This is a genomic window from Rhizobium sp. SRDI943 (assembly GCF_057653695.1).
On record NZ_JBYGKN010000005.1, the window covers coordinates 174,895 to 187,873 of the forward strand.

At 59.6% G+C, this 12,979-nt stretch carries 11 protein-coding genes; 6 read left to right on the plus strand and 5 right to left on the minus strand.

Annotated features, from left to right (window positions below; translation table 11 throughout):
• Positions 1-17 precede the first annotated feature (17 nt).
• Positions 18-845: a transporter substrate-binding domain-containing protein gene (locus tag AC245Y_RS35855; protein ID WP_003555544.1), complete on the minus strand. Its 828-nt coding sequence runs from the start codon at positions 843-845 to the stop codon at positions 18-20.
• 228 nt (positions 846-1,073) lie between these two features.
• Here AC245Y_RS35855 and hutC point away from each other — a divergent pair, with 228 nt between their 5' ends.
• The 4 genes from hutC (at position 1,074) to AC245Y_RS35875 (ending at position 4,755) form a co-directional block, all read left to right on the plus strand.
• Positions 1,074-1,781 carry a histidine utilization transcriptional repressor HutC gene (gene hutC, locus AC245Y_RS35860; RefSeq protein ID WP_017997626.1) on the plus strand — a complete coding sequence of 236 codons (708 nt, stop codon included), beginning with the start codon at positions 1,074-1,076 and terminating at the stop codon, positions 1,779-1,781.
• Between the two features lie 30 nt (positions 1,782-1,811).
• Entirely contained in the window at positions 1,812-2,750 is a 939-nt protein-coding gene (locus AC245Y_RS35865; protein WP_003555542.1) for a LysR family transcriptional regulator, read from the plus strand.
• A gap of 113 nt (positions 2,751-2,863) precedes the next feature.
• Complete coding sequence (locus tag AC245Y_RS35870) at positions 2,864-4,219, plus strand: LLM class flavin-dependent oxidoreductase (RefSeq protein WP_017997625.1); 1,356 nt, start codon at positions 2,864-2,866, stop codon at positions 4,217-4,219.
• Complete coding sequence (locus tag AC245Y_RS35875) at positions 4,216-4,755, plus strand: flavin reductase family protein (RefSeq protein ID WP_012760690.1); 540 nt, start codon at positions 4,216-4,218, stop codon at positions 4,753-4,755. Before AC245Y_RS35870 ends, AC245Y_RS35875 begins: the two co-directional genes overlap by 4 nt.
• On the opposite strand, the gene AC245Y_RS35880 is transcribed toward AC245Y_RS35875, so the two are convergent.
• Complete coding sequence (locus AC245Y_RS35880; protein ID WP_017997624.1) at positions 4,732-5,895, minus strand: aminotransferase; 1,164 nt, start codon at positions 5,893-5,895, stop codon at positions 4,732-4,734. The two genes, AC245Y_RS35875 and AC245Y_RS35880, sit on opposite strands and share 24 nt — an antisense overlap.
• Positions 5,896-5,991: 96 nt before the next feature.
• Between AC245Y_RS35880 and speB the strand changes: the two genes are divergently transcribed.
• Entirely contained in the window at positions 5,992-7,047 is a 1,056-nt protein-coding gene (gene speB / locus AC245Y_RS35885) for an agmatinase (protein ID WP_017997623.1), read from the plus strand.
• 190 nt (positions 7,048-7,237) lie between these two features.
• Here the strand turns inward: speB and AC245Y_RS35890 are convergent, their stop codons facing one another.
• Positions 7,238-7,822: a cysteine hydrolase family protein gene (locus tag AC245Y_RS35890; RefSeq protein WP_020487190.1), complete on the minus strand. Its 585-nt coding sequence runs from the start codon at positions 7,820-7,822 to the stop codon at positions 7,238-7,240.
• A gap of 80 nt (positions 7,823-7,902) precedes the next feature.
• Positions 7,903-10,290 carry a putative bifunctional diguanylate cyclase/phosphodiesterase gene (locus AC245Y_RS35895; protein WP_017997621.1) on the minus strand — a complete coding sequence of 796 codons (2,388 nt, stop codon included), beginning with the start codon at positions 10,288-10,290 and terminating at the stop codon, positions 7,903-7,905.
• Positions 10,291-10,395: 105 nt separating this feature from the next.
• On the opposite strand from AC245Y_RS35895, the gene AC245Y_RS35900 reads away from it, so the two are divergent.
• The gene (locus tag AC245Y_RS35900; RefSeq protein WP_003555533.1) at positions 10,396-11,202 is read left to right on the plus strand and encodes an ABC transporter substrate-binding protein; all 807 of its coding nucleotides are present in this window, start codon (positions 10,396-10,398) and stop codon (positions 11,200-11,202) included.
• A gap of 75 nt (positions 11,203-11,277) precedes the next feature.
• On the opposite strand, the gene fdhA is transcribed toward AC245Y_RS35900, so the two are convergent.
• Positions 11,278-12,468, minus strand: a complete 1,191-nt coding sequence (gene fdhA / locus AC245Y_RS35905) for a formaldehyde dehydrogenase, glutathione-independent (RefSeq protein ID WP_003555532.1) — start codon at positions 12,466-12,468, stop codon at positions 11,278-11,280.
• Between the last annotated feature and the right edge of the window lie 511 nt (positions 12,469-12,979).

Consider the following 12,979-nt stretch of genomic DNA (forward strand, 5'->3'; position numbering starts at 1 on the left):
GTTTCACCGGCGGCAAATCAGAATGCCGGGTCCTTGACAGCATCAGGCGTATCGAAAGATGCACCAAACCACTTCTTCTGCAGCTCTGCCATGCGCCCGTCTGCCTTGATCTTGAGCATCGCGGCGTCGATCGCATCCATCAGGGGCGCATGGTCGGCATCCTTGAGACCGATGAAGCCGAAATAGGACTTCTTGCCGAATGGCGGCAGGACGACTTCGAAGGTGCCCTTTCGCTGGCTGGCGACGAAGGCGATATTCGGCAGCGAATTGGCGACGCCGGCAATACGGCCGGCGGCGAGGTCGGCGTAGGATTCGGTAAAGGCGGGATATTCGCGCACGTCGACCTTGGTCGGCAGCGTGGCGGAGAATTCCTTCAGCTGGTCGAGCTGCGCAGTTGCCTTGCCGACACCGATCGTCTTGCCGGCAATATCTTCCGGCTTGCTGATCGTCGTGTCGCCAGCCTTCTTCAGAATGGCAATCGTTGCTTCGGCGATCGGCGGCGTGAAGCGATAGCGCTCCATGCGCTTCTTGGTGATCGTTGCAGGACCTGCGACGACATCGAACTTGCCGGCCTCGAGCGCCGGGAAGACGCCGTCCCAGGGAAGGGCGACCCACTCGATCTTGACGCCGAGTTCCTTGCCGATCTCGGCAAAGAGGTCGACGTTCAAGCCCGTGTGTTCGCCGGCATCGATATAGTCGAACGGTGCGAAAGCCGTTTCGGTGCCGACCTTGAGGGTGCCGGCTGCCTTGACGGCTGCCAGCGTGTCGGCGGCATGGGCGGAAACGGCTGCTCCGAGCAGGAACGCGGCGCCGACCAGACCCTTCAGCAGTGAATGTGCCTTCATGATCATCTCTCCAGTTTTTATTCCCCCGGCGGAGGAGTTTTTGTTCCCGACTTCGATTTCCTCTGCGCGGATTTCTATGCTCCGCTTTTGACTATACAAATAGATATAGGCTGGCCTAGAGTGTCAATGTAAAAGACGAGGAACGCAAAATTTGTGCCGGGTGGCGTCGATCTCGCTGGCATGACCGTTCCCGTATTTATGGTCGCTGACGCCGGATGAGGTGCGGGCTTGGTGTCGATTTATCAACGTATTTTCACCGATGTCGAGACGAAGATCATCAGCGGCGATTGGCGGCCCGGTGACCGTATTCCCGTCGAACACGAACTCGCGGCGGAATATCGGTGCTCGCGGATGACCGTCAGCAAGGCGCTGTCGGCGCTTGCCGAGCGCGGCATGATTGTCAGACGGCGCAAGACAGGTTCGTTTGTCGCATCGCCCCAGATCGACCGCACGGTGATGGATATCCAGGATATCAGCACCGAAGCGGAACTGGCCGGGCACGAACACCGCTTCGAAATCCTCGCCCGCAAGATCGAGCGCCTTGGAGAGGCGGAGGCGCAGCAGCTGTCGGAACCTGCCGATGCAGAAGTCCTCAGGCTCCAATGCCTGCATATCGTCGATGGCAGGCCGAATGCCATCGAGCGGCGGATCATCATGCTCGATGCTGTCCCACGGGCGAGAGAGGAGAGCTTTGCTTCAACTCCGCCCGGCAAATGGCTGCTTGACGAGGTTCCCTGGTCCAAGGCCAAACATGTCATTCGCGCCGTTTCGGCCGACACCACGACGGCGCGGATCCTGCAGACGGAACGCGGCGAGGCCTGCCTTAGCCTCATCCGCCAGACCTGGCAGAACGGTCGTACGGTGACCTATGTCGAGTTCACCCATCCAGGCGACCGGTTCCAGTTTGCGGGGACGTTTCATCCGGCAGCAAATTGAGCTCGACGCCAATCACGAGAGGTTCTGCAAGTGACCGATGAGCGCCTCAAGGCGATCCCGCTGAAAAGTTTGCAGGCGTTCGAGGCGGTGGGGCGCTGCGGCGGCGTGACGGCAGCGGCGCTGGAGCTCAGGGTTTCGCCGGGCGCCATCAGCCAGCAGATCCGCAAGATCGAAAGCTTTCTTGGAATTTCGCTTCTGGAACGCAGCGGGCGAACCGTCGAGCTGACCGCCTGGGGCCGGCTCTACCATCAGGAGATATCGAAGGGGTTCGAGCAATTTGCGCTGGCCCAGCAATTGTTGGAAAAGGCGCGCAACGAGACGGCGCTGGTGCTCAGTGCGCTTTCCTCCGTCGTCAACAAATGGATCGGCAGGCGCATCTTCGACTGGCAGGCGCTTCATCCCGAAGTTCCAGTGAGGATTATCGGACGCGACAAAGAGCCCCGGATCGGTTTCGACGATGTCGATTTCCGCGTCAGCTATGGATCGGACGTCCTCCAGCACGAACACTATACCGAACTGTTCCGCGATTGGGTGGTGCCTGCCTGCTCGCCGGCGCTGATGCAGGATCGCGCGCATGCGGCTCGCGATCTTTTCGAAAAGCCCCTCCTCCATGTCGAGTGGGAACGGCACTTCACCCCTTATCCCAGCTGGGCGGAGTTTGCCGCCAAGGCCGGTGTCCCCCTCGATGCGTCGACGCCGGGCCTTTCCTTCACTCTTTCGAGCAGCGCGATTGATGCTGCTGTCAACAAGCGCGGCGTCGTGCTCGCACAAATGTCGATGATATCAGACGAGCTTGAAGCGCAAACGCTGGTCATTCCCGTCGACCTGCGCATTGCACTGCGCGAAAGCTATTTTCTCGCCTGGGACCGTGCGGCCTTGCAGAAGCCCCACGGGCACGAATTCCGCGAGTGGCTCATTGCCATTTCCCGTCAGCAGGCCCTGGCGTCAGCGCCTAAGCCGATACTTTAGAAAAACTAAAACGGAACCTAGCTGAGCGATATTGATGAAAATTTGCGCCTGGCGATAATTTACGCAGTCGCCCTCCACCGTTGGCGGCGTGGCCGACATAGCAGGAGAGCTCGATGGCGCGAACCGACAAGATGAAACTCGGGACTTTCGTCTACACATTCGGCTTTCACCCGGCCTCCTGGCTGCATCCGGCAAGCGACGTCAATGGCGCCAACGACTTCGCCCATCTGCTCGATGTCGCCAAACGATCCGAGGCGGCCAAATTCGATTTCATGTTCATGGCGGATTCTCCTGCCGCTGCCGTCGGCGATCCGAAAGCGCTTGCCCGCATTCCAACCAAGATGAACCGTTTCGAACCGCTGTCGCTGCTTTCGGCTCTGGCGGTCACCACCAATGACCTCGGTCTCGTGGCGACGGTATCGACGAGTTATTACGAACCATACAATGTCGCGCGCTTGTTCGCCTCGATCGACCATCTGAGTAAGGGCCGTGTCTGCTGGAATGTCGTCACCTCCGACCACGACGAAACCGGCTACAATTTCAATCGTGAAGGGCTCGACCCGCATGCGTTACGCTACGAGCGTGGCAACGAGTTCGTTGATGTCGTATTCGGTCTTTGGGACAGCTTCGAGGACGGCGCACTGCTTCTCGACCGTGAAAACGGTGTCTACTACGACAAGGACAAGCACCACACGCTCAATCACAAAGGCACGCACTTCCAGGTTCGCGGACCCCTCAACATCGCGCGAACGCCCCAGGGCCGTCCTGTCATCGCCCAGGCGGGCGGTTCGGAACCCGGAATGGACATGGCGGCACGCACGGCGGAGATCGTCTTCAGCCTGGCATCGAATATCGACCGAAACCGGACCTTCTACGAAAACGTCAAGAGCCGGATGCCGGCCCATGGGCGCGATCCGGACGATCTGAAAATCATGCCGGGCATCGTGATCAACGTCGGTGAAACTGAAGCCGAGGCAAAGGCGAAGGTGGATTATCTGATCGACAAGATGCATCCGGATGTCGGCCGGCTGATGCTCTCCGAATTCCTCGAGGCGGACCTGCGCGACGTCGCACTCGACAAGCCTTTCCCCATGGATCGGCTGCCGGCGGCGCCCAAGGGATCACGCGCCTTGTTCGACGAGCTGGTCGATTTCGTCAGAAGCGGCCGCACCGTCGGCGAACTCATCCGGCACTATGCCGAGAAGCATACCGGAAATGGCATGACGGGCACGCCGGCCCAGATTGCCGACTTCATGGAGGAATGGTTCGAAACGCGCGCCGCCGACGGCTTCATCCTGATGTTTCCGACCTTGCCGTCCAGCCTCGACGACTTCGTGCGGCTTGTCCTGCCAGAGCTTCGACGCCGCGGGCTGTTCCGCGAGGAATACGAAGGCAAGACCTTGCGCGAAAACCTCGGTCTTTCAATGCCGGTAAACCGCTTTGCCAAAACAAAAGAGCCAGCCCGATGAGTGTCGAGGCTTTGATCAGCGAAGCGGACTTCAAGCTTTCGATGCGTCATCTGGCGGGTGCCGTCAGCGTGATTACGGTCGGCGACGGGCAACACCGCACCGGCTTCACGGCAACGTCGGTCTCCTCGCTATCGGCGGAGTTGCCGTCCGTCATCGTCAGCGTCAACCGAGCGTCTTCCTCATGGCCGGCGCTGCAGCGGTACGGCTGCTTCTGCGTCAACGTGCTCGCCGCCGACCAGCAACAGGTGGCGCAATCCTTTGCCGGTCTTGACGGACGAAAGGGCGCCGAACGCTACGGCGGTGCAGGATGGTATCGCCTCAAGACCGGCGCGGCCGCCCTTGAAAACGCCCTGACGGTCCTGGACTGCAAGCTCGAAACCGCTTTCCACTACAATTCCCATGCCATTTTGGTCGGACATGTTTGCGCAATGGAAATCCGGCAGGGCATAGGGCCGCTGCTCTACTGGCGCGGCGGCTATCATGAACTTCCGGCGGAGGTTGATCAAAACGGTCTAGCGAAGGCGCTCGGACAATAGCCCAATCGAGGCGACATCCGCATTGGCAAAGGCAAGTCTGAGGTAACGCTCCTGGCCCTCGCCGAAATAGGCGCCGGGCAAACAAACGATGCCGGATTCCTTGGCGAGTTTCTCGGCAACTTCGGAAGACGATCGATCGGCGTGGGGATGGCGGACAAAGGCGAAATAGGCGCCAATCGCACCGATCTCCCAATCCGGCAGCCCGGAAAAGACCAACCTCAAAGCGTCCGCCCGGCGAGCAATCTCCAGCCGGTTGCCGGCCCGCCAATCGGCAAGCGCCGGGATCGCCGATGCAACGGCGATCTGGGCCGAGCGCGGCGCGCAGATCTGCATATTGTCCATCACCTTGGCGATCTCGGCGATGAGTTTAGGCCCTGCCGTGATTGCACCCAGCCTGTGACCGGGGATGCAGAAGGATTTCGAGAAGCTGTAGAGAAGAACGAGCGTGTCTTCCCAGCCCGGCTCTGAGAGGAGTGAGTGTGGCCGTCCGTTATCCTCGCCGAGGAAATCGCGATAGGTTTCATCGAGGATCAGCCAGGCGCCGTATCTCCGGCAGAGAACGAAAAGCTCATGCAGCAGGCTCGGCGGATACACGGCCCCGGTGGGATTGTTTGGTGTGACGACGGCAAGCATCTTCGCGCCGGCCGCAAGGGCCGCCTCGGCCGAACCTGGATCGGGAAGAAAGCCGAAGGCTGGGTCGCAATCGACCAGCCGTCGACCGATCCCCAGCATCGACAGCGTCGTATCGTGATTGAAATAGAAGGGATTGGTCAGCGCGACGGTATCGCCGGCGCCGGCAAGCGCGATTGCCGAACACATGAACGCCTGATTGCAGCCGGCGGTAATGTGGATATTGCCGGCGGAAAGGTCGGCGCCGTAAAATTCGGCAACGTGAGCCGCGTAGGTCTTGCGCAATAAAGGTTCGCCCTCGATCGGCCCGTATCCTGTCATCGCCTGTTGCCCAGCCGCCTCGGCGAGAAGCCGAAGCATCTCCGGATGCGCGGGATAGCCGGGCACAGCTTGCGACAAATCGATGAGTGGCCCTTTTCCCCCCTTGTATTCGTGGCTCCAGGCGACGACGGAAGGAATGGGCGGGGCAGAGAGGCGGGCAACGAGGGAATTGGGTTTTGCAGCGATCATATCGATTTCTCTTTGATACCGATTGCTACAACGATACCAATTGTTTTCTCAACCTCTTTGTCTGACGAGACGGACCTGAAGCGGAGACGCATGCATATGGTGTGGGATAAAACGCGGCTCGAGCAACTGCGCGCAGAATTTGCAGACGCCAATGGCGGCGAGATATTCGATGAGAAGTTTCGCAAAGTAGCGGAGAAGATCATCTCCAAGAGCGGCACGAGACTGGCGCCATACGCCGGAGTGCCGACCTTCCTCAGCGCACCCTACATGCAGGTCGCGGCCGATGATCCGGATTTCGGCAATCTCCAGGTTGCGATCACCGGGATCCCCATGGATCTTGGCGTCACCAATCGTCCAGGCTCGCGTTTCGGACCGAGAGCACTTCGCGCCATCGAAAGGATCGGCCCCTACAATCATGTTCTCGCTACGGCGCCGGTCTTCGATCTTCGGGTCGCCGATATCGGCGACATATCGTTCCAAAGCCGTTACCGGCTGGAACTCAGCCACGACGACATCGAAAAGCGGATCGGCCAGATCGTCGATGCCGGCGTGGCCCCGCTTTCCGTCGGAGGCGATCATTCCATCAGCCACCCGATTTTGAAGGCCATCGGCCGGCAGCAACCGGTCGGCCTCATCCATATTGATGCCCATTGCGATACAAGCGGCGCTTTCGATCAGACGAAGTTTCATCACGGTGGGCCGTTCCGCAATGCGGTGCTTGACGGCGTGCTCGATCCGACACGGACTATCCAGATCGGCATCCGTGGTTCGGCGGAATATTTGTGGGAATTCTCCTACGCTTCGGGAATGACCGTGATCCACGCAGAGGACATCAGCGGAATGGGGATTGCGGCCGTCATTGCCAAGGCAAAATCCATCGTCGGCGACGGCCCCACCTATCTTTCCTTCGACGTCGACAGCCTCGATCCGAGCTTTGCGCCCGGCACGGGCACGCCCGAGGTCGGTGGATTGACCACGCGTGAAGTCCTTGAACTGATACGCGGACTGAAGGGGATAAATCTGGTGGGTGGTGACGTCGTCGAAGTCGCCCCGCAATATGACGCAACGACCAACACGGCGCACGCCGCAGCACAGGTGCTCTTTGAGGTCCTGAGCCTCATGGTGTTTAGTCCATCGATCGGCAGGCGCTAAGGCCGACCTCTCGGTCATCCGTGGCAACTGGCCGGATGGGCCAAGATCATATCATTCGCACCTATCAATGACGGAAGCAGGGAATCTCACGCCCATGGTCGTCGCCACCGACGCCTCCCGTCATGCAGCCACTGTCGGTGGAGGCGATGAGCAGTATTACGGCGAAGCCTTCATCGTCACGCCAAGCGTACTAGCCAACGCATCTCAAAAACTCTTCGGTATCCATGAGTTCGAGCTGCACGGAAAACCGATCGTGCAGAAGTTCCAGTGACGCGTCATGCGTATCGTCGGCGCCGCTACAGACGGCGTCGTTCAGCACGATGACACGATAGCCGAGATCGATCGCGCCGAGCGTCGTGGCAAGCACGCAGACATCCGTTTCACCGCCCGTTATCACAAGCGTATCGACCCGCTCCGACTGAAGGATCGGATGCAGGCGGCCGTCGATCCAAGGCGAATAAGTGCGTTTGTCGAAGTGCCTTGCCGGCGGAACCAACGAGGCCAGCGATGGGGCGAGATCTATGAAGCCGCGCGGAAGATGTTCGCCCGTCATCATCCACCATTTCTGGTAATAATCCCGCCATTTCCCCGGCATGTCGTCCGCACGCTCGGGTGGCAGGAAGCGGGTAAAGATCGTTCGCGACGGATGCCGCCCGGCCAGCTCTTCGATCTGGGGAGAGATCTGTACCATCCAGGGAACGTGCCACGGCGTGTCTTCGGCAAACATCCGCTGCATGTCGACGCAAAGGTGCCGCCATTCCCCGACCTCGCCCATCACATCCTCCATTCGGTCTTCGCGCGTCAACCGCGACGCGGGGCGAAAGTTCCCCTAGCCTGCGGAAGATCTGAAGCCTCTCACGCGACGGCGCCTCGGGCGGTCGTCAGTAACCCAGCGGCGCTTTCAGCTTTCCGGAAAATATCAAGCTCGCCAATAGGAACGGGTTTGGAGAAGAAGTAGCCTTGGAGGTCGGTGCAGCCGAGGGCGGCCAGAAAGTCGCGTTGATAATCGGTTTCGACCCCTTCGGCCGTCGTCGAGATACCGAGGTTACGGCTGAGCGCGACGATGGCGCCAATGATTGCCGCCCCATTGGCCTTGGTGCCGAGCTGTGAGACGAACGATCGATCGATCTTGATGCGGTCGATATCGAAGCGCAGGAGATGGCTGAGGCATGAAAAGCCAGTTCCGAAATCATCCAGCGAAACCTGGACACCCCGGCTGCGCAACGACTTCAGCACCGTATAAACGTCCGAGTTGTCCTCGATCAGTGAGGACTCGGTGAGTTCGAGCTCGAGCCGGGACGGCTGCAGACCGCTCTCCTCAAGCACGGCGAAAACTTCCTCGGCGAAATTCGGTCTTCTCAACTGGGCAGGAGACACGTTGACCGCAACAAACGTGTCCTCCGGCCATTTGCAGGCGGCTCTGCAGGCTTCGCGCAAGACCCAGAAACCGAGAGCGTCGATGAGGCCGCCCTCCTCGGCGACAGGGATGAAGCTGGCAGGCGTCAACAGCCCGCGCTGACTGTGACGCCAACGCACGAGAGCTTCCGCGCCCGACGCCGCGTATCCTGCCTCAGCGCGATGGACCGTTTGGTAATAGACCTCGAGCGATCCGAAGTCCGGCCGGTTCGAAACCGGATCGGCGTGTGGACCATCTGAGGCCATGCCTTTGGCCAGAACTTCCCGCAATTCGTTCTTGAGAATGTCGCGTGCATTTCGGCCGCCGTCCATGGACGGTGAATAGAGACGCCACTGGCCTCGGCCGCCCATCTTTGCCTCGTACAGCGCGACGTCGGCGTAGCGCATGATGTCATCGGCATTCCGCCCGGCATCCGGCACGACGGTCACGCCGATCGAGCCGCCGACGCGCGCAACCGCTTCGCCGCGCAAAAGCGGGAAGGGTTTGCCAAGTTCGGCAACGATCGCTTCGCATATTGCCGGCAAAACGTGGTCATGATCTTTGATGTCCCGGAGAAGCAGCGCAAATTCGTCGCCCCCTAGCCGGGCAAGCGTGTCGCCCGGACGAAGCAGCGAGCGGATCCGCTCGGCGGCCATCCTGATGAGTTCATCGCCGGCGGCATGGCCGAATGTGTCGTTCACCGCTTTGAAGCGATCGAGGTCGAGAAGTGCGACCGCCGAGCGCTCGGTCGAATTCTGCGTCTCGGCCAGGCACTCGTCGAACCTCATAGCGAACAAAGCGCGGTTGGGAAGATCGGTGAGCACATCATGCAAGGCAAGCTGCCTTGCATGCAGCTCGCTTTTCTTCAACTCGCCGAGACTCCTTCGCAGGCGCACCAGCAAGACCGAGAACAGGATCGCGATCACCAAGGCGGCAATCGAAAGCGCCGGCATCAATCGACCGATCACCCTCGAACCTGGAAGATCCGGCCGCCATACGATAAAGCCGATCGGTTCGCCGTTTGCCGTGGCGTCAATCTGGAACGCAACCTCATTTTCGTCCGCATCGGCAGTGCGCGCGAAGCGGGCGCCGTTAAGGCCCTGTTGCCGGCTCAATTCGTCCAGCGCCGCACCATCGATAAAGCGCACGACGATCAGGAATTGCCGCATCGGCTGGCGCTGTCCCCCGGCAGCCTCGTTAATGGCGACGACTCCGACGATGGTCGGCCGGCCCTCGAGCCGCATCAGATTGGCCAGAGCACGGTTGGAATGGGCGGCGCTCGCAAGGCGGGCTTCCATTGAGGATGGCGTTCTTTCGTTCAAAGCCGTGCTTCGCCTGACCCCAAAGCGGGCATCCTGAAGGAGAGGCAAAAAGAGAGGCCTCATCCAGCGGTACCGCTTCTCCGTTTGGGCGTCCGCCAGCATGAGCAGTTGCGCCTTTTCATCGACAACAAAGGCCTGGTCGTAGCCGAACGCCGACATAGCCGTCTGGCCGATCGCACTCCCGGCTGCTGCCGTCAAAACGGCATCGAGGCCGGAGGAGCCTTCGGTCGAAAGGGCGGCAGGATAGACACGTGCGAGGTAGCCATTGCCGAACTGGCCGATAACATGCGCGACTTGATCGACCTGTTCGCGCAGGCGGGCATTCACAAGCTGACGCTGTCGATCGAGGGCTGCGGCATCGCTTTCGGTTCCTGCCCAGAGCGCCGAGAGTACGACAAGCCCGATCGCTCCGAGCCCGCTGACGGCAATAAGGAACAGAATTCTCCCGGAGGCGATCCAGGATTGCTGAAACGTATTGGAGCTGGAAGGAAGAACGATCTGCAAGCCTAGACCCCTGAACACCACGACACGGGCGCATTCGTCGACGCTAACAAAGAAGCGTTCACGTAGAATTAAAAGCTGTGGCCCACTATGGCGCGAGATCGACTATGCCCCAAGGAGCTCCCGACGATGTTGCGCATATCCATTCAGACCATATTGCGCGGAACGCTGATGGCGGGCGGGATCGGTGTCTTGTTAGCGGCGGCCGCGCCGCTCGAGGTGGCTGCGCAGGATCGCATGCCAATGAGAATTGCCGTCGAAGGTGCATTTCCGCCCTTCAACTATCTCGATTCAAACAACAAGCTTCAAGGCTTCGATATCGATATTGCCAATGCGCTGTGCGAGGTCGGCAAGTTTGAATGCCAATTTATCATCGAGAAGTGGGACGACATCATCCCCGATCTCGTTGCCGACAAATACGACGCGATCATCTCATCCATGTCGATGAGCCTTGAGCGACGTCAAAAGGTTGCCTTCACTGAAAAATACTACAACAGCCCGTCGGTGTTCATCGCCCGGAAGGATTCGTCGATCAGCGATGTCAGCCCCGCCGCCCTCAGCGACAAAATTCTTGGGGTGACGTCGTCGACAGCGCAGGAATCCTATGCCAACCATCTTTATCCGGCAATGAAAAAGACGGTGTTTCGGTCTTCGCCGGAATTGTACAAGGGTCTGGCGGATGGGAGCGTCGACATTATCCTCGAGGATAAACTGGCCATCTATGATTGGATTGCCAACACCAAGGCTGGAAGCTGCTGCGAGTTCAAGGGGCCGGACCTGGTCGACGTCACCTATTTTGGTGAAGGCGCCGGTATAGCGCTGCGCTTGGATGACAAGGAGCGTCTGACACGTCTGAACGAAGCGTTGAAGAGCATCCAGGCGGACGGAACCTATGACATGATCAACGCCAAATATTTCCCGTTCAGCATCCAGTAGTTCGCCGTCCAATTTTTCGAGAATGCGGAATGGCCGGGTTTTCGCCCGGCCATTCCTATGTGTGCAGTAATGTCGCTATGCGGCTTTCGCCACCTCGCCATGCGGATCGAGGACATATTTCGTCGCCGCTCCCTGGTCGAAGCTCTCATATCCATTGGCGGCATCGTCGAGCGGGATGACCTTGGCGTTGACGATATCGGCAATTGGCAGTCGGTCGTGGAGGATCGCCTGCATGAGTTGACGATTGTATTTGATCACCGGAGTCTGGCCGGTGTGGAAGGACTGCGCCTTGGCCCATCCGAGGCCGAAGCGAAGCGACAAATTGCCGTGTTTGGCGGCATTGTCGACAGCACCTGGATCCTCGGTAACGTAGAGGCCGGGAATGCCGATCGAACCGGCGGCACGGGTAATCTCCATCATCTGATTGAGCACGATCGCCGGCTGTTCCCCGCCCGAGTGGCCGCGGGCCTCGAAGCCGACAGCATCGATGGCGCTGTCCACTTCGTTGGTGCCGACGACCTGCGCGATCATGTCGCCAAGACGGTCGCTCTTCGACAGGTCGATCGGTTCGAAACCGACCTTCGCCGCATGCGCCAGACGGTCTTTGTTGAAGTCACCGATCATCACGACTGCGGCGCCGAGAATGCGAGCCGAAGCGGCAGCCGCAAGGCCGACGGGGCCCGCGCCTGCGACATAGACGGTCGAGCCGACGCCAACGCCTGCCCGCACTGCGCCATGGAAGCCGGTGGGCAGGATGTCGGAGAGCATGGTGAGATCCCGGATCTTCGCCATTGCCTTGTCCCGATCGGGGATTTTCAGCAGGTTGAAATCTGCGTAGGGAATGGTGACGTAGCGTGCCTGTCCGCCGATCCAGCCGCCCATGTCGACATAACCATAAGCACCGCCGGCGCGGGCCGGGTTTACCGTCAGGCAGACACCGGTATCCTGAGACTTGCAGCAGCGGCAGCGGCCGCAAGCGACATTGAAAGGCACCGAGACGATATCGCCGATTTCGAGCATCTCGACATCGATGCCTTTCTCGATGATCTCGCCGGTGATTTCATGACCAAGGACCAGGCCCGGCATCGCCGTCGTGCGGCCGCGGACCATGTGCTGATCGGAGCCGCAGATATTGGTAGAAATCACTTTCAGAATGACGCCGTGTTCGATGCGGCGGCCGTCAGGCGCTTCCAGCTTCGGGTCGTCGATGTCGCGAACTTCGACCTTGCCCGGCCGGAGATAGACGACGCCTCTATTTTTACTCATGAATTCCTCCCACTTGTTTGAATGCCTCGATCTGCAACCAATGCAGCCGATGGCAACCTTCCCTCCGGCCTGCCTCCTCAGCAGCCCGGTGTCCACAACACGAGGATACCGCCGCATCGGGCGATATTCGGATTTTGCAAAAGGGACAGATTGAATGGAGAAGAGGAGTAAACGCCATGGCTTTCGCCTGTCGTTCCGCTCGTGATCGTCTGCCTGCAATCCGTCGATTTGCTCTGCCAAGAGCTGGTTTCCAGCTCCAGAATCTCCTTTCGATCCATCTCGATATCTTTCCGGATTTCTATCCGGCGATTTCCTTGAGGATTTCAGTTCTCCTACCGCTGCTGGGAGCGTCGGCGCGTCAGGCCGGCTTCCCAATGCCCATTTCGCCAGTTTGCGAGATAGCGCCTTGAACACCACAAACAAACCATGCCTGACGGAAAACAGCGATCAAGAAAACGACATGGGTGCAACGCAAAGACGACAGTCGGCAAAGTCGCCATAGCTCGCTGTG